This is a genomic window from Pseudomonas sp. ACM7, assembly GCF_004136015.1.
Taxonomy (GTDB): domain Bacteria; phylum Pseudomonadota; class Gammaproteobacteria; order Pseudomonadales; family Pseudomonadaceae; genus Aquipseudomonas; species Aquipseudomonas frigoris.
Genome location: NZ_CP024866.1, coordinates 3,080,839 through 3,098,529, shown reverse-complemented (window position 1 = coordinate 3,098,529; position 17,691 = coordinate 3,080,839). Strand labels below are relative to the sequence as shown.

14 protein-coding genes are annotated in these 17,691 nt (G+C 61.1%); 6 read left to right on the top strand and 8 right to left on the bottom strand.

Features of this window, described 5'->3' with window-relative positions:
• Positions 1-2 precede the first annotated feature (2 nt).
• Entirely contained in the window at positions 3-866 is an 864-nt protein-coding gene (locus tag CUN63_RS14555; RefSeq protein WP_129440372.1) for a triphosphoribosyl-dephospho-CoA synthase, read from the bottom strand.
• On the bottom strand, positions 866-2,536 hold the full coding sequence (gene mdcA, locus CUN63_RS14550; protein ID WP_129440370.1) for a malonate decarboxylase subunit alpha: 1,671 nt from the start codon (positions 2,534-2,536) through the stop codon (positions 866-868). Before mdcA ends, CUN63_RS14555 begins: the two co-directional genes overlap by 1 nt.
• 704 nt (positions 2,537-3,240) lie before the next feature.
• On the opposite strand from mdcA, the gene CUN63_RS14545 reads away from it, so the two are divergent.
• Complete coding sequence (locus CUN63_RS14545) at positions 3,241-3,615, top strand: DUF6124 family protein (protein ID WP_129440368.1); 375 nt, start codon at positions 3,241-3,243, stop codon at positions 3,613-3,615.
• 131 nt (positions 3,616-3,746) lie between these two features.
• On the opposite strand, the gene CUN63_RS14540 is transcribed toward CUN63_RS14545, so the two are convergent.
• The 6 genes from CUN63_RS14540 to pilG form a co-directional block, all read right to left on the bottom strand.
• Positions 3,747-4,199, bottom strand: coding sequence for a chemotaxis protein CheW (locus tag CUN63_RS14540; RefSeq protein ID WP_129440366.1), 453 nt, complete (start codon positions 4,197-4,199; stop codon positions 3,747-3,749).
• On the bottom strand, positions 4,192-10,098 hold the full coding sequence (locus CUN63_RS14535) for an Hpt domain-containing protein (protein ID WP_129445103.1): 5,907 nt from the start codon (positions 10,096-10,098) through the stop codon (positions 4,192-4,194). The genes CUN63_RS14540 and CUN63_RS14535 overlap by 8 nt, the downstream gene beginning before the upstream one ends.
• Positions 10,099-10,135: 37 nt before the next feature.
• A complete protein-coding gene (locus tag CUN63_RS14530) occupies positions 10,136-12,193 on the bottom strand; it encodes a methyl-accepting chemotaxis protein (protein WP_129440364.1) in 2,058 nt (685 codons plus the stop codon).
• 155 nt (positions 12,194-12,348) lie between these two features.
• Entirely contained in the window at positions 12,349-12,897 is a 549-nt protein-coding gene (locus CUN63_RS14520; protein WP_129440362.1) for a chemotaxis protein CheW, read from the bottom strand.
• Between the two features lie 10 nt (positions 12,898-12,907).
• Positions 12,908-13,273, bottom strand: a complete 366-nt coding sequence (gene pilH, locus CUN63_RS14515) for a twitching motility response regulator PilH (protein WP_008068134.1) — start codon at positions 13,271-13,273, stop codon at positions 12,908-12,910.
• A 57-nt stretch (positions 13,274-13,330) separates the two neighbouring features.
• Positions 13,331-13,735, bottom strand: coding sequence for a twitching motility response regulator PilG (gene pilG / locus CUN63_RS14510; protein WP_008152601.1), 405 nt, complete (start codon positions 13,733-13,735; stop codon positions 13,331-13,333).
• 234 nt (positions 13,736-13,969) lie between these two features.
• On the opposite strand from pilG, the gene gshB reads away from it, so the two are divergent.
• The 5 genes from gshB to pyrR all read left to right on the top strand — a co-directional run bounded on the left by gshB (position 13,970) and on the right by pyrR (position 17,690).
• Positions 13,970-14,923: a glutathione synthase gene (gshB, locus tag CUN63_RS14505; RefSeq protein ID WP_008152603.1), complete on the top strand. Its 954-nt coding sequence runs from the start codon at positions 13,970-13,972 to the stop codon at positions 14,921-14,923.
• Positions 14,924-15,000: 77 nt separating this feature from the next.
• Positions 15,001-15,900, top strand: a complete 900-nt coding sequence (locus tag CUN63_RS14500) for an energy transducer TonB (protein ID WP_129440360.1) — start codon at positions 15,001-15,003, stop codon at positions 15,898-15,900.
• A 192-nt stretch (positions 15,901-16,092) separates the two neighbouring features.
• Complete coding sequence (locus CUN63_RS14490; RefSeq protein WP_046045231.1) at positions 16,093-16,665, top strand: YqgE/AlgH family protein; 573 nt, start codon at positions 16,093-16,095, stop codon at positions 16,663-16,665.
• A complete protein-coding gene (gene ruvX / locus CUN63_RS14485) occupies positions 16,665-17,102 on the top strand; it encodes a Holliday junction resolvase RuvX (RefSeq protein WP_005792259.1) in 438 nt (145 codons plus the stop codon). Before CUN63_RS14490 ends, ruvX begins: the two co-directional genes overlap by 1 nt.
• 84 nt (positions 17,103-17,186) lie before the next feature.
• On the top strand, positions 17,187-17,690 hold the full coding sequence (pyrR, locus tag CUN63_RS14480) for a bifunctional pyr operon transcriptional regulator/uracil phosphoribosyltransferase PyrR (protein WP_033060467.1): 504 nt from the start codon (positions 17,187-17,189) through the stop codon (positions 17,688-17,690).
• Position 17,691: the final 1 nt, after the last annotated feature.

Genomic DNA, 17,691 nt, shown 5'->3' with positions numbered 1-17,691 from the left:
CCCTAGATGAGGCCGTCGCCAGACTCGATGCGGTCGATGAACAGGCAGGCGGCGAGTAAGTCCGCAGCACCACCGGGCGAGGCATTCAACGCGATAAGTTGTTGGTCCAGCTCATGCAAACGGCGGCGGCCGGCGAGGCTGGCACTGCCGCCTGCATCAAGCACCGCTTGGGCGCCGAGTTGCATGATCTGCAGGCCTTGTTCGCCGGCGCGGTAGAGCACGCAGGTGTCGGCCAGATTCGTCATGATCGCCAGCAAGGCATCGAGCCGGGCGTTCTGCTCGCCATGACCGGCGGCGCGGCTGCGTTTGAGTTGTGGCAGCGCGCGTTGAATCACCGCCGGAAAACCGAGCTGAGCTTCTTCACGGGCACCGCGTGCGCCATAACGCTGGGCGACTTGCGCGCCGTGGCTCAGAGGACGCGGCGCGTAACGGTCGTCGAGCAAGGCCAGACGTGCAGCACGCAAAGTGATCGAGCCTGCAGCCGTGGATTCGGGTTCCAGCGCAGCCGCCACGACCAACAGACCCAAGGCCCAGATAGCCCCGCGATGAGTATTCACCCCGCCCGTAGTGGCGAGCATCACTTCCTCCCCTTCACGACCGATCAGGCCAATGGCTTCGCGCAGCGGCAAACTGACTTCGCCGAACTCGATGGCGGCCTCCGCCATTTCCTTGAACGCAGGCCACAGGGACAGCGCCGAAGCGTGCATCAACCCGAGGTGCAAATCGGTGTGCGCGCCATTGCCACGACGGTCGACCAGCGCCGGTTTCGGCGACAGGTCCGCTTCGTCGATCAGCGCATCCACAGCCAGATCCGCCAGCCGCTCGGCCAACGACAGGGTTTTCGGTTGCAGGTTAAATGCGTGCATTACCAGCTCCTGAACTTGGCGGGCGGGTTGTAGAGGCCACCGGACCACTCGACCAGATCGGCCACGCTTTTAGCCGCCAGCAGTTCGCGGGTGGCGTCGGTGCGGCGGATGCCGAGGTCTTCGGGCAAGGCGATCAGGCCTTCGCGGCGCATGCGCGCAGTGTCTTTCGGGTTGTGGCGCAGACCGATGACGGTGACTCCGGCCACGGCCGCAATCATCGCCTGACGCTCTTCCAGCGAACGCGCCTTATACAAATAGGCGATGCCTTCTTCGGTCAGCAGGTGGGTGACGTCGTCGCCGTAGATCATGATCGGCGCCAGCGGCATGCCGCTTTTCTTCGCCACTTCCACGGCGTCGAGGGTTTCGACGAAGGTCGGTTTGCCGCCCTCCTGGAAGGTCTCGACCATTTGCACCACGAGTTTTTTGCCCCGCTCCAGCAGCGCTTCCGGCGCATCGTCGTGACGCATGTCGAGCCAGGCTGGGGTGCCGTGACGACGGCCACGAGGGTCATGGCCCATGTTCGGCGCACCGCCGAAACCGGCCAGGCGGCCGCGCGTCACGGTGGAGGAATGCCCGTCACCATCGACTTGCAGCGTGGCGCCGATGAACAGGTCCACCGCGTATTGCCCGGCCAGTTGGCAGAACATCCGGTTGGAGCGCAGAGAGCCGTCGCGTCCGGTGAAGAACACGTCGGGCCGGGCTGCGATGTAGTTTTCCATGCCCAGTTCGGTGCCGAAGCAATGCACGCTTTCGACCCAACCGCTTTCGATGGCAGGGATCAAGGTTGGGTGCGGATTGAGCGTCCAGTTGCGGCAGATCTTGCCTTTCAGGCCGAGGGATTCGCCGTAGGTCGGCAGGATCAATTCGATGGCAGCGGTGTTGAAACCGATGCCGTGGTTCAGGGACTGGACGTTGTGTTTTTCGTAGATCCCGCGGATCGCCATCATCGCCATCAACACATGCACAGGCTTGATGTGCCGCGGGTCTCGGGTGAACAGCGGTTCGATGTAGAACGGCTTATCGGCCACCACCACGAAGTCGACCCAGGAGGCAGGGATGTCAACGCGAGGCAGGTCGCTGACATCGTCCACCAGTTGATTGACCTGAACGATGACGATGCCGTCGCTGAAGGCGGCCGGTTCGATCAATGCAGGAGTGTCTTCGGTGCTCGGGCCGGTGTAGATGTTACCGGCGCGGTCGGCCATGAAACCGGCCGAGAGCACGACGTTGGGAATCAGGTCGACCACCAGCCGCGCATAGAGCTCGATGTAGGTATGGATCGCGCCGATTTCCAGCAGGCCATCTTCCAGCAACTGGCTGATGCGCAGGCTCTGGGTGCCGGCGAAAGAGAAGTCGAGCTTGCGGGCGATGCCGCGTTCAAACAGGTCCAGATGCTCGGAGCGTCCGACGCTGGGCATGATCATGTGCAGGTCATGCAGCTTCGCGGGATCAGCCTTGGCCAGGGAGCGGGAGAGGAAATCCGCCTGCTTCTGGTTATTGCCCTCCAGCACCACACGGTCGCCGGGCAGGATCAAGGCCTCCAGCGCCGCAATGATTTTGTCGGTGGGCAGGACCACACCGTCGGCTAAACCCCGTACCAGCTCGAGACGCCGCTGCTTTTCGCTGCGCCGCCGCGTCCATCGCGAGTCGGGGGATATTGTTGTTGTCATGACCACTCCACGGGTTCGCTGTCGTGGGAGTCACCTTAGGAGCGTTGGGTGGGGGCATCAATCAAGCAGAAAGACGGATCGTTACGGTCACCGTAATGGTTGGCGAAGACGTGTGGTGACTGTGCCGGCCTCTTCGCGAGCAAGCCCGCTCCCACATTGGAATGCATACCCCTGTGGGAGCTGGCTTGCTCGCGAAGGGGCCAGAACAATCCCCGCCGGTTCAAATGCCGGAGTGCAATGATCGATCAGTCCCAAAACAGGACCGATCGTTCCCTTTTTGGGAATCTTCAACCTGGCGCAGAAACCTTTGTGGCGAGGGGGCTTGTCGGAAGGTCCGACAGACTGGGGTTTTGTGTTTAAAAGTTTGTCCGCAGGAGCGGTGAGAGGCTACGCAGTCTGGCGTCGCTGCCTACAGCAATGCCGGAACCCGCCGACTGGTGCGGTTTTGCGTTGATCTTTATCGTTTGGGGGTCGCTGCCAATTCAGCGATCGGGTCTGGAAAACCCGAAGAACAGGATCAATGCACATGACATAATGCGGCGCTTTTTTTGCTCCGTAGTTCTAAGTTATGGCGGCTGTGCGTGGGAGACCTTCGGGTCTGCCGGGTTTGATCCTTTCTCGGTTTTTCCAGTCCGCGTACAGCTGCCACCCTTTTCGTCTGGAAAACGAAAAATGGCAGCTCCATCACTACAAGGATCTCTGCCATGTTCAAACCAACTCCCAATCCGCCGGAATCCGACACCGATTCCCAAGCAACCCTCGAAGCCGAAAAACTCAAGGAAGCCGCCGACCGCGTCTTTTCCTACTACTTCCCACCCCATGAAAAACCGCGCAAGCGCCGCAAACATCACCTCTTCAGCGTCTCCCCCGATATCGACACCGAAGCCCTTCTGGCCAATGCCTCCGAAGACCTGCTGTCCATCAGCGCCATTGCGGCCGATCTGGCGGACGATGTGGAAGGCTCTCGCCGTTCTGTAGCCTTGGCGCTCAGCCGCATGGCGGATGGGGTGCAGTTGTTGGTGGAGCGGGCGCTGGATCATCATGAGACGGCGCAGATGAAGGCTCAGGCCAGCGCTTAGCAGTCAGGGCTGTGGTGAATTGAAGGCCGCCTTCGCGGGCAAGCCCGCTCCCACAGGGGTCCCAGTCGTACACATATTTTGTGTTCACCGACGATCAACTGTGGGAGCGGGCTTGCTCGCGAAGAGGCCAGTCAGATCAACCCAGCACTTACGAGCAACTCCTCCAGCGCCAGCAAATCCGGCACCTTGGCCACTTGCTCCCCCACCTGCACCGCTGCCTGTTCCAGCGAGCACAACGGCACATCCACATAACTCAGCTGACTATCAAGCTTGTAAGACCGCGGAATCCCCTGCACCAGCAAGGCGATGAATTTCAAATCGGGCCGCCCACCGAGCGCATTGAGGATGACGATCCGCGCCTCGCCGATGACGATTTTCTGCCCGCACGCCGACTCGAAACTCAGCAACGGAATCTGCCGGTTCCGCCACGTTACCCGCCCGAGGTACCACGGCGGCGTGTCGAGGTCGAAGGCGCTGGGTTGGTAGTCAATAAGCTCCGCAACAGCGACGTTGGGCAAAATCAGGTTGCGGTCGGCCAAGGGCAGCAGCAGGCCGGTGAGGTTGCTGGTGCGGTGCTCAAGCATGGGTTTTGCTCCACAAGGCGATGCTTTCGAGCAGCACCGATTCCTGGTACGGCTTGCCGAGGTAATCGTTGACGCCGATGGCCATGGCGCGGTCGCGGTGTTTCTGTCCGGTGCGGGAGGTGATCATGATGATCGGCAGGTGCTGCAGACGTTCGTCGGCGCGTACCTGGGTCGCGACTTCGAAGCCGTCCATGCGCGGCATTTCGATGTCCAGCAGCATCAGGTCAGGCATGTGGTCTTCGAGCAGCAACATGGCGTCGACACCGTCCTTGGCGGTCAGCACGTTCATGCCGTGGCGTTCCAGCAGGCGGCTGGTGACCTTGCGCACGGTGACCGAATCATCGACCACCATCACCAGCAGCGGTTTATGCGGCTCGACCTCTGCCTCCTGAGTCGCTGACTGCTGCGGCACACGCGCCTGCATCGCGCGGATCGGCGCCAGCAAATCGAGAATCAGCACCACCCGCCCATCGCCGAGAATCGTGGCCCCGGACAAACCCTGCACCGCCGCAAATTGCGGGCCGAGGCTTTTGACCACGATCTCGCGAGTGCCGGCCATGGAGTCGACTTGCACCGCGATGTGCCGCTCGTTGCACTGCACCAGCAACACCGGCAGCGGTAGGCTCTGACCCAGCAGTTTGGGGCGGTGGCTGGTTTTCAGCAGTTCGCCGAGGTAGCACAGCTCATAGTGTTGCCCTGCGTATTTGTAGGTCGGCGGATCGAGCCGGTAATGCCCTTCAAGTTCGTTGGGCAGCACGCGAACGATGCCGTCGATGGTGTTCAGCGGGATCGCGTACTGATCATCAAAGCACTGCACCATCAGCGCCCGGTTGACCGACACGGTAAACGGCAGTCGAATCCGGAAGTGCACGCCCTGCCCCGGCACAGAGTCGATGCTCATGCTGCCGCCGAGCTGCCGGACCTCTTCATGCACCACGTCCATGCCGACGCCACGCCCGGAAATCTGGGTGATTTTCTCGGCGGTGGAGAATCCCGGTTGCAGGATGAATTGCAGTACATCGCGGTCGCTGATGTCGCTGTCCGCGGCCAGCAACCCGCGTTTGATCGCCTTGCGCCGCACCGCGTCCAGCGGCACGCCGGCACCGTCGTCGCGGATGTCGAAAATGATGTCGCCGCCCTCTCGCGACAGGTCGAGGGTGATACGACCCTGAGCCGGTTTACCCGCCGCGATACGCACCTCGGCCGATTCCAGGCCATGATCCACGGCGTTGCGCAGCATGTGTTCCAACGGCGCGGCCATGCGTTCGAGGACATTGCGGTCCATCTCGCCTTCGGCATTGCCGACGATGAATTCCACATCTTTGCCCAGTTCGCTGGAGACCTGACGGACGATCCGCTTCAAGCGCGGCAGCATCCGTTCGAACGGCACCATGCGTGTGCGCATCAGGCCTTCCTGCAATTCGGTGTTGATGCGGCCCTGCTGTTGCAGCAGGTTTTCCGCGTCCTGATTGCGTCGGTCGAGGGTTTCCTTGAGGTCGAGCAAGTCGGAGGCGGATTCGAACAGCGCACGCGACAGTTGCTGCAACTGCGAGTGGCGGTCCATTTCCAGCGGATCGAATTCTTCGTAGCCCAGGCGTTCGGCTTCGACTTGCTGGCGACTGAGAATCCGCCCTTGTGTTTCAGTATCGAGACGACGCAACTGGTCGCGCATGCGTTCGATGGTGGTTTCCATCTCGCTCAGGGTCACGCGTGCATCGTTGACCTGTTGTTCGATCCGGCCACGGAAGATCGACGTTTCCCCGGCCAGGTTCACCAGATCGTCGAGCAGTTCTGCCGAGACCTTGACCATGTCCGCGCCGGCATCGGGTTGCAGTGCGGGCGTCTCGACTTTCGGCGTTGCGGACACCGCGACCGGTGCCGGTGTTTCGGGCACGGCCGGATGACTGAAATTCTTGATCGCGTCGATCAGTTGATCGGCGGGCGGCAATGGCTGACCGGCACGGGTCGCGTCGAGCATCTGCGCCAGTCGGTCGTGGCTGCTTTGCAACAAGCCGAACAACGCGGCGGTGGGTTGCAGTACGCCAGCGGACAGGCCTTCGTAGAGGAATTCCAGCTCATGGGCGAGGTCGCCAATCGGCGCGATTTCCACCATCCGCGCGCCACCCTTGAGGGTGTGCAAATCACGCAGCAGGGTTTCCACGTCCTGACGATTCGACGGCTCGGCCTGCCAACGCACCAGCGCCGCGCCGGAGTTTTCGATGATGTCGAAACCTTCCTCGAGGAAGATCTCCAGCAGCTCCGGATCATGCCCCGGTGAATCCTCGGCCCGTGCCGGTTCGACCACGTCAACAGCGCTGGCGTTGCCCTGGCGAAACTCGCGAATGGCCTCGATCACCTCACCCGGATCGCCCAATGGACGCTGGTTCTGCAACTGATCAAGCAGCTGCGCGAGCCGGTCATGACTGTGTTGCAGCAAGTGCGCCAAGGCTTCGCTGTAGGCGTAACGGCGGTCCACCAGACCTTCGTAAAGGCTTTCCAGTTCATGGGCCAGCTCACCGACCGGCTCGACCTCGGCCATCCGCGCACCACCCTTGAGGGTGTGCAAATCTCGCTGCAACGACAACAACGGCGCGGCGTTGTCCGGGTCGCTCAGCCAGCGCTGCAAAGCCTGACCGGCGCTTTCGAGGATATCCATCGCCTCTTCAAGGAAGATCGAAACGATCTCATCGTCCAGCTCAACCTGGGTCGCGGTCTGTTCGAGTTCGGCGGTGGCACTGCCCAGTTCCCTAATGCTCAGGGTGCGGCTACCGTCGCTGCGAATCAGGCCCATGGCCGAGGGATCAAGGCTCTCATCGAGCAAGCCGCGCAAGGCCCGAATGCGTTCCGGTTGCGGGCTGACTTCCTGGCCGGCCGCCAGTTCGTCGAGCATGTTGATCAGCGCTTCATGGGCACTTTGCGCCTCGTGAAAAAACGCCTCGCTGACCGCCAGGCTGCTTTCTTCCACCGCACCGTAGAGGTCGAGCAGGGCTTCGCAGAGTTCATCCACCGGATGCAAATCAGCCAGGTGCGCGCCTTCGCCGAGGGTGGTCAATTCGTCCAGCAATGCGCTAAGTTCCTGACGCTCGCCGGGATGTTGCTGCCAGCGTTGCAACAGGCTTTCGGCGTCCAGCAGGATGTCCATGCCTTGCGCGAGGAAGTTGTTGATCAGTTGCGGATCACGCTTGATGCGCAACCCGGTATTCGGTGCACTCAGGAGCGTTTCCAGACGCTCGGCCAGCAACGCTTGGGTTCGCTCGATCAATGGGGGGGCGCCGGGAATCTCCGCCAGTGGATCAGTCTTGAGCTGTCGCAACCCGAGACGGAACAGTCCTTCGGCTTCGAGTAACAGTTCGACTTCGTCCAGGTCGAGGGCGAGCAGGTGCGCCTTGTACTCCCGGGCCAGATGATCCAGCGGTGTTGCCAGTTCGGCGATCGGCAATACGCCAGCCATGGAGGCGCTGCCCTTGAGAGTGTGCAGCGCCCGCTGCAACTCGTCGCTGGCCTGCAATGGCACGTGCTCGGCGGCTTTATCGAGGAAACGGTTGAGGCTGCCCAAATGGGTTTCGGCCTCGTTGCGGAAGATCTCAAGTAGCAGCGGATCGAGGGCTGCGACGTCTTGTGCATCTTCATCGAGTATCGATTCATCGCCCTTGGCCAAGGCGTGGGCGCGTGCGGCCAATTGGTCGACATCGTTGCACTGGCGCTGGGCATTGGCCGCAAAATCGGCCACCAGTTCCGGCAGCAGATGCAGCGCATCGCCCAGCAGTTGCTGCACCGCCGGCCCCGGCGGAACGCTGCGTTCCAGTACGCGGTTGAGCAGGTTTTCCACCGCCCAGGCCAGTTCGCCCAGGACCAAAGCGCGGACCATCCGGCCACTGCCTTTCAACGTATGAAAGGCCCGACGCAATTCACTCAAAGCTGATTTATCGTCGGGATTGGCCGACCAGCGCGGCAGGTACTCCCGGAGGATTTCCAGGACTTCATCGGTTTCTTCGAGGAACACTTCCCGCAGTTCATCGTCCACCGGCTCTTCACCGGCAGGTGGCGGCAACAGGCTTCCCGGGATGGTCAGAGCAGGCGGGTTGACGGAAGACACAGGGCTGGCCAATACATCGGCCAGTGACTGGACGGTCTCGGGATCGTCCAGTTCCTGCAGATCCTGCATGACCTGCGCTTCACTCGGGCTGAGCACATCTTCAAGCACCGGCACCTGCTGCTCGCTGGGGAAAAAGCCGAGCGCGGCCAGGCTTTTTTCCGCGACGTCGAGCAACTTTTCGCCCGGCGCTTCGGGGTCGTCGCTGAGGCGTTCCAGGTAATACTCGATGCTGGTGATGACGTCGGCCAGGCTGTCCAGTTCCTGCCAGCCAGGATGATCCGGGTCCAGCAGCAGGTGCTCGCGGATGAAGTGGTTGCACGTTTCGATCAGGCTCGCCGCACGGCTCAACGGAATCATCGCCAGCGCACCGCGCACCTGGGTCAGCAAGGCCGGCAATGGCTGCAAGTGCTGGCGGTCCCAGTCGGCGTCGATGTAGTCGACGATCATGTCCTTGGCCTGTTGCAGGCAGATGCGCGCTTCCTTGATCACGATCTGATGGATCTGTGTCAGGTCGGTGGTCGGCAGGCGGCTTTCTTCCTGGCTTTCCGGCTCGACGGTGCCGACCATGCCGGCCAGCGTCGCTTCGACGTAGAGCAAGGCACCGGCGACGTCCATCAGGATCGCGTCGTTGGGCTCACGCTGGCCCTGGGCCAGGCTCAGCACCACCGCCAGTTGATCGATGATGACCTTACGTGGCTGGCCGAAACCGAGCACCGCCAGGGTGTCGGCGATTTGCCGCAGGGGCGCCAGCAGGCTTTCGAGGTCAGAGATGTGTTGACGGTCACTGCGCACGAACAGGTCCAGACGTTCCTTGACCCGTACCAGCTCTTCACACAAAGCGGCCAACACCGAGCGCATGGCATCGCGGTCGGGACCGGCCAGCCGTGCGCGCTCTTCGTCGACCATTGCGCTGTCAGGCAGCGCGTCGTCCAGTCCGTAGCGATCTTTCATGGTAAGCATCTGCCCGGTGGGATGTTCGGCCTTGGCAATGTAGAACAGCAAACTCTTGAGCAACTCCAGCGGCGCTGGCTGATTGATTCCGGGCATGCCCTGTTCGAGCAGGCGCTTCAGTTCTTTGTCGGCCTCCTTGAACAGACTGCGCAACGCCGGACTGTTAGCAATCGAGCCGCTGCGTATACCTTCGACCAGCGCCGAGGCCACTTGCCACAACGGGCACAGGGGCGCATTGCCGCACAGGCCTTCGAGACGCGTAAAAACTCTGGTCAGATAATCGAGGTTGGTTTCGCCATCCTGCTCTCGCAGCAATCCGACCAGGGCCATCTGCAACATCTGCCGCAACTTGCGCAGCACATTCGGTAAATCTGCCGGCTCCAGCAGCGCCAGCGACTCTTCGTCCAGGGGCGGCAGGTCCGGCAATTGCGGGCTGAACAGGCTGGTTTCCGACAACAGGCTTTCGCCACGGGCGCTGCGCAGATCGTTGATCAGCGGCAGCACCACCAGCGGCAGGTCGCGGCGCGCACCTTGCACCCGGTCGAGGTAAATCGGCAGCTGCCCAAGGGCTTGCAGCAACAGGTGGAGCGTCTCATCGCGATGACTGACGCGGTTCTGTTGCAAAGCCGTGGTCAGATGTTCCATCTCTTCGGCGAGCAGCGCTGCGCCGTAGAACTCGACCATCTGCAAACTGCCGTGAACCTGATGGATGCACGCCAGGCATTCACTGAGGGCGTGCGTCGCCTGCGGGTCATCAAGCAACATTTCAATCGCCTGGTGAGCCACTTTCAGCGTTTCGGCAATCTCGCCTTTGACCCACTCGAGGGCCACATAGTCGTGCCGATCACCCATAACCACTCCACTCATAATTCGCGCGCCTCAAGGCGCATCACACTTTATCCGCAGCCTGCGCCTTGGCGGCCGGCAAGGTGAAACCGGACACCGAACGCCGCAGCTGGCTGGCCATTTTCGCCAGGTTGCCAATGCTCTCGGCGGTGGCGGTGGAGCCGGACGAGGTCAGCGTGGTGATCTGCTGGATCACGTTCATCGTCAGGGAAATCTGACCGGCCGAAGACGTCTGTTGCTGCGCCGCGTTGGAAATACTCTGGATCAACGCGGCGAGGGTCTTCGACACGCCTTCGATTTCTTCCAGGGCCACTCCGGCATCCTGCGCCAGACGAGCGCCGCGCACCACTTCGGTGGTGGTCTGCTCCATGGAAATCACCGCTTCGTTGGTGTCGGTCTGAATCGCCCGCACCAGGGTTTCGATCTGCCGGGTGGCGGCGGACGAGCGCTCGGCCAGCCGCTGGACTTCATCGGCGACCACCGCAAAACCGCGCCCGGCATCACCGGCCATGGAGGCCTGAATCGCCGCGTTGAGCGCAAGGATGTTGGTCTGGTCGGCAATGTCATCGATCAGGCTGACAATGTCGCCGATTTCCTGAGAGGACTCGCCGAGGCGCTTGATGCGTTTGGCGGTGTCCTGAATTTGCTCGCGAATATTGTCCATGCCGTGGATGGTGTTGTGCACCACCTCATTGCCCTTGTTGGCGATTTCCACCGAGCGTTCGGCCACCGCCGACGATTCGGCGGCGTTGGCCGAGACCTGATCGATGGACTGGGCCATGTCATTGATCGCGGTGGAGGCTTCGGCAATCTGCTGCGCCTGATGCTCCGAAGCCTGCGCCAGGTGCATGGCGGTGGCCTGGGTTTCCTGCACGGCGGCAGCGACCTGGCCAGCGGTGAGGTTGATGGTCGCCACCAGATCGCGCAATTGGTCCACTGAATAGTTGATCGAGTCGGCGATGGTCCCGGTGAAGTCTTCGGTCACCGAAGCGGTCACGGTCAGGTCGCCGTCCGCCAGGTCTTCGATCTCGTCGAGCAGACGCATGATTGCGTTCTGATTACGCTCGTTCTTCTCGGCCGTTTCACGCAGCTGACGATTGGTTTCACGGACCATCACCAGGCCAATGAGGATGATCGACATCAGTGCCAACAGGCCCAGCACATAGCCGCCAATGGCGTCGGTGTTGCGCCCGCCGGCCAGGTTTTCGAAACCGCCGGCCAAGTGCGAGGCTTCCTCGAGCAGGGTCTGCGATAGGGTAAAAATATTGGTCGCCGATTCGCGGACCTTGAGCAGCTCCGGCGAGGTTTCGAGGATTTCATCCACCGAACCCGAGACGAATTCAAACAGCTCGGAAATCTCGATCAACCGTGCACGAGCGTCGCGGTCTTCGACCTGGCTGACTTTCAGTGACGGATTGCCCTGGAGCATGCCATTGAGCACCTGGCCGAATCGCGCCGCATCGCGACCGAAGGCGTCGGCGGCCTGCTGCGAGTTTTCATCACCGGACAGCACGGTGTTCACCGCACCGAGAATCCGTTCAGCCAATAGCGACTGGCGCTGGGCCATGGCCACTTGCGCGGCCGGGGCACCGCGCTGGAGGAGCGTTTCGACGACTTTTTCGTACTCGACCTGCAACTGCGGCACGGTTTCAGCCAGGGTCGCGGCAACTTGATGCAGCGACAGCACAGTCTGTTCGCTGGAGAGGATCGCGTCGGTATTTTTCAGCAAGCGTTCCCAGTCCAGTTGCACGGCGCGCATTTCCGGGCGCACGGTGGACGGCGCGGGCGGCAGGCCGGTGGCTGGGTCGCCTTTCTTCAGATAGCCCCAGCGTTGGGCAAAGTCATTGCGCGCATCGCTCAGCAGCTTGAACGCCGCCGCCTTGCCGGCAGCCGCTTCGGTGGCGTTCTTGGCAATGCGCTGGGACAACACGCGCAGCTCACCGGCGTGGCCGATGTACTGTTTGTCGTACGTGGCCTGGGTGTTGAGGTACGCGAAGTTGGCGAACAGCAGCATGATGAAGACGATCAGCGCAATGAACAGCGCGATGATCTGTGACCGGCTGCGCGACCCTTCTGGCTTGCCTGTTTTTGCTTTTATCATCGGTCCTCGCCTGTTAACCACACCTGTGAACCTTGCCGAGAACCCTGTGGGAGCGGGCTTGCTCGCGAAAGCGGTCATTCATTCAACATTGATTCTGACTGACCCACCGCCTTCGCGAGCAAGCCCGCTCCCACATTGGATCGGCGTTGCGCCAATTAAACCGCGACGTGCATAAAGCTTTGGGACTGCACCAATGCAAACGGGCTGAACACCTGCCAGTTCTGCTCGCGCTGAAACTGGCCTTGGATGAAGGGTGCAATCGCGCCGCTCAAGCTATCTACCGGCTCCAGACTGTCCTGGGCAAAGTGCTGCAAGCCGAAAACCTCATCGACCATCAACCCGGTAAACACCTCGTTATGCTCGACCACCAAGACCCGGCGCTGCTTGCGCACGGCTGACAGCTCATGCCCAGGCTCATTACCAGAAAAGAAGCCGCACAAGTCGATGATCGGCAACAGACGCCCGCGCAGGTTGGCCACGCCCTTGACCCAAGGTCTGACCCCCGGCAGCTGGGTGAACCGAGGCTCGTGCAACACTTCGCTGACTTCGCCCATGGGCGCGACGTACCAGTGCTCGCCCAGACGGAAGCCGATGCCGCTCCAACTGTCTTGTCGGGTCGGCTGGGACGGCAAGTCCGCCGCCAGCAGACGACAACGCTGGTCGATCTGCAGCAGCAGTTCGAAAGCCGTCAGCGACTCGGTCATGGCCGGACGATCAACCGGCCAGCACGTTGTTCAGGGTCTTGATCAGCGTCTCTTCGTCGACCGGTTTGGTCAGGTAGTCCTTGGCGCCCTGGCGCGTGCCCCAGACCTTGTCGGTTTCCTGATCCTTGGTGGTGATGATGATCACCGGGATGTGCCCGGTTTCCGGGTCTTTGGTCAGCTGACGGGTTGCCTGGAAACCATTGAGGCCAGGCATGACGATGTCCATCAGCACGGCGTCGGGTTTTTCCTGACGGGCCAGGGCCACGCCGTCGGCGCCGTTTTCGGCTTTCAACACTTCATGACCGTGCTTTTCCAGCATGCCGGTCAGTTTGTACATTTCGGTCGGCGAATCATCGACGATCAGAATACGTGCCATGGTCTTCCCCATTTTTGTCGACGCCGGGCCCGCTGGCCGAGCGTCACTGTGCGTGTCCTACTGCGGCAAAACAGCGGCGAAGCCCGGTACATGGGCCTGGATCGCGTTCAGCAGTTCTTCCTTGCTGAAAGGCTTGGTCAAAAACTGGTCGGAGCCGACGATGCGCCCCTTGGCCTTGTCGAACAGCCCGTCCTTGGACGACAGCATAATCACTGGCGTGGACTTGAACGCACTGTTGTTCTTGATTAAAGCGCAAGTCTGATAACCATCCAGACGCGGCATCATGATGTCGACAAAGATGATGCCGGGGTGATTGTCGGCAATCTTGGCCAGGGCATCGAAACCATCGATGGCGGTGATCACTTCACAACCCACGTTCTTCAACAGCGTTTCGGCGGTGCGGCGAATCGTTTTCGAATCGTCGATCACCATGACCTTCAAGGCGCTGGAATGCTGTTCCATAAATGCTCTGCCGTCGCCTTTGCGAATCAAATTGTCCATTTCCGATAACCGGAGGCTCGAAACCCTTGATGTTTAAGGGCCGGAACGATATGGCAGCCTTTTTAGCACAGTCTCCAAATGCAATCTATCGGGGGACCGGCGCGGTGGTTTTTCCTTGACCGGGAACACACTGAGCGCCACTCTGACGCCACTTTTGCAGGTCACTGCGACCCACCCAATTTCGAGGAAAAACCCATGAGCGTTCGCGTCGGGATTGTCATGGATCCTATCGCCAGCATCTCCTATAAAAAGGATAGCTCGCTGGCCATGCTGCTGGCCGCACAGAAGCGCGGCTGGGAACTGTTCTATATGGAACAGGGCGATTTGTACCAGGCCGAAGGCGAAGCGCGGGCGCGGATGCGTCCGTTGAAAGTCTTCGCCAACCCGGAAAAATGGTTCGAACTCGAAGCCGAGACCGACGCGCTGCTGAGCGATCTGGACGTGATCCTGATGCGCAAGGATCCGCCGTTCGACATGGAATTCGTCTACTCCACTTACCTGCTGGAGCAAGCCGAACGCGCTGGCGTGCTGGTGGTCAACAAGCCGCAAAGCCTGCGTGACTGCAATGAAAAGCTGTTCGCCACGCTGTTCCCGCAGTGCACGCCGCCGACCATCGTCAGCCGTCGCCCGGACGTACTGCGTGAATTCGCCGATCACCACGGCGACGTGATCCTCAAGCCGCTGGACGGCATGGGCGGTTCATCGATTTTCCGTCACACCGCTGGCCACCCGAACCTGTCGGTGATCCTCGAAACCCTGACCCTGCATGGCAAACAGCAGATCATGATTCAGGGTTACCTGCCGGCGATCGTCGATGGCGACAAGCGCATCCTGATGATCGACGGCGAACCGGTGGATTACTGCCTGGCGCGAATTCCTGCCGCCGGTGAAACCCGTGGCAACCTCGCCGCCGGTGGCCGTGGCGAAGCCCGACCGCTGACCGAGAAAGATCGCTGGATCGCCGCACAAGTCGGCCCGACCCTGCGCGAAAAAGGCCTGTTGTTCGTCGGTCTGGACGTGATCGGCGAGCATCTGACGGAAATCAACGTCACCAGCCCGACCTGCATTCGCGAGATTGATAACGCGTTTGGCACCGACATCGGCGGCCTTCTGATGGATGCCATCGATCAGAAGCTCAAGGCCCGTTGATATAGAACAGCCAAGAAACGACCAACATTGCGTTATCATCCGCGGCCTGTGAAAAACGCGATGTTGGTTTTTTTGTCATGACGCTCCCGTCCGATCTGCCCGCTGAACTCGCCCATCGTGGCGTGCGCCCGGCTGATCGCCTCGGTTTTACCCTGTTTCTCGCGGCGCTGATTCACCTGGCCTTGCTGTTGGGCGTCGGCTTTACGATGGTCGAACCCAAGCAAATCAGCAAAACCCTGGAAATCACCCTCGCCACCTTCAAAAGCGAAAAGAAGCCTGAGAAAGCCGATTTCCTCGCTCAAGAGAATCAGCAAGGCAGCGGCACCCTGGATAAAAAGGCAATTCCCAAGACCACCGAGGTCGCGCCTTTCCAGGACAACAAGGTGCAGAAAGTCACGCCACCGCCGGCGGCCAAGCCTGAAGTGCGGGAAGCCGCACCGAAGGCAGCCGTGACGACCGTCGCGCCCAAGCCGAAAAAGGCAGCCACCAAAACCGAAGAACCCAAGCCCGTCACCAAACCCGCAGTCGCCGCGCCGACGTTCGACAGTGAACAGCTGTCCACCGACATTGCCAGCCTGGAAGCGGAACTGGCCAACGAACAACAGTTGTATGCCAAGCGCCCGCGTATCCATCGCCTGAGCGCCGCGTCGACCATGCGCGACAAGGGCGCTTGGTATAAGGACGAGTGGCGCAAGAAGGTCGAGCGCATCGGCAACCTGAATTACCCCGACGAAGCGCGACGCAAGCAGATCTACGGCAATTTGCGCCTGATGGTTTCGATCAACCGTGACGGCTCGCTCTTTGAAGTGCTGGTGCTGGAGTCATCCGGACAACCGCTGCTGGATCAGGCAGCGCAGCGCATTGTGCGACTGGCGGCGCCGTTTTCACCGTTTACCGGGGATTTGTCGGATATCGATCGTCTGGAAATCATCCGGACCTGGAAGTTTGCCCGCGGGGACAGGCTCTCCAGTAACTGACACCCCACAAATCCCCTGTGGGAGCGGGCTTGCTCGCGAATGCGGTCAATCATTCAACATTAATGTCGACTGACACGACGCCTTCGCGAGCAAGCCCGCTCCCACATTTGATCTGCGTCGACTGCCGAATTGGGGCAATTCCTGCGCATCCTCAGCTTGTCAGTTCGCCCCTCCAACGCCACACTAGCGCTCATGAAGAACGTCAGCCCCAGCTACCTCAAGCATCAATTCCTGATCGCCATGCCTCACATGGTCGACCCGAACTTTGCGCACACCTTGACTTACATCGTCGAGCACACGGCCAATGGTGCCATGGGCCTGGTGGTCAATCGTCCGCAAGACCTCAACCTGGCCGATATCCTCGAGCAACTGCGCCCCGACATCGAACCGCCGGTGCTCTGCCAGCATGTGCCGATCTTTATCGGCGGTCCGGTGCAGACCGATCGCGGTTTTGTCCTGCACCCCTCGGGGCAGAGTTATCAGGCCACCGTTGAGCTTGATGAGAAACTGGCCCTGTCGACCTCCCAGGACGTGCTGTTCGCCATCGCCGACGGCGTCGGTCCGGCGAAAAGCCTGATCGCCCTCGGATACGCTGGCTGGGAAGCCGGGCAGCTGGAAGCGGAACTGGCCCAGAACGCCTGGCTGACCTGCCCGTTCGATGCCGATATTTTGTTCAACACCAGCAGCGAACTGCGCCTGGAAGCAGCGGCCAAGCACCTGGGCGTCAATCTCAGCCTGCTGACCAGCCAGGCGGGACACGCCTGATGGCCCTGCGCCTGATTTTGGGTTTCGACTACGGCACCAAACAGATCGGCGTTGCGGTCGGCCAGGTGATTACCGGCCAGGCCCGCGAGCTGTGCACCTTGAAGGCACAAAACGGTATTCCCGACTGGAATCAGGTCGAAGCCCTGATTAAAGAGTGGAAACCCGATGCCGTGGTGGTTGGCCTACCCTTGAACATGGACGGCACGCCGAGCGACATGTGCCTGCGCGCCGAAAAATTCGCCCGCCGCCTCAATGGCCGCTACAACCTGCCCTTCTATACCCACGATGAGCGCCTGACCACGTTCGAAGCCAAGGGTGAACGGCGTGATCGTGGCGGACAAAAGGGCAGCTACCGCGACAACCCGGTGGACGCCATCGCCGCCGCCCTGCTGCTGCAAGGCTGGCTCGACGAAAACACCGCACTGTTCGAATCCTGAAGAGCCGCAACAAGCGTCTCTACTTAGCGACAACCCGAGCCACCTCTCCAGCAGAATCCGGCTCGGGCCCAAGAAGGAGCAACCATGAGCCTGCCCAATCCCGTTGAACTGATCAGCCAGATGGCGACCCGGCTTGACGCCTATCTGGCCAAACGTGGCATCAGCGAACCGCGCTACATCGGCATTCGTACCGGTGGCGTCTGGGTCGCCCAGGCGTTGCTCGATGAACTGGGCAGCGATTCGCCCCTCGGCACCCTGGACGTCTCCTTCTACCGCGACGACTTCAGCCAGAACGGCCTGCACCCGCAAGTGCGCCCTTCGGCTCTGCCGTTCGAGATCGAAGGCCAGCACCTGGTGCTGATCGACGATGTGCTGATGAGCGGCCGGACCATCCGCGCCGCCCTCAATGAGCTGTTCGACTACGGCCGCCCGGCCAGTGTGACATTGGTGTGCCTGCTGGACCTGGACGCCGGCGAGCTGCCGATCCGCCCGAATGTGGTCGGTGCGACCCTGTCGCTGGCCGCCCACGAACGGGTGAAACTGTCCGGCCCGGAACTCAAGCTCGAACTGCAAGACCTCGCCCTTTAAT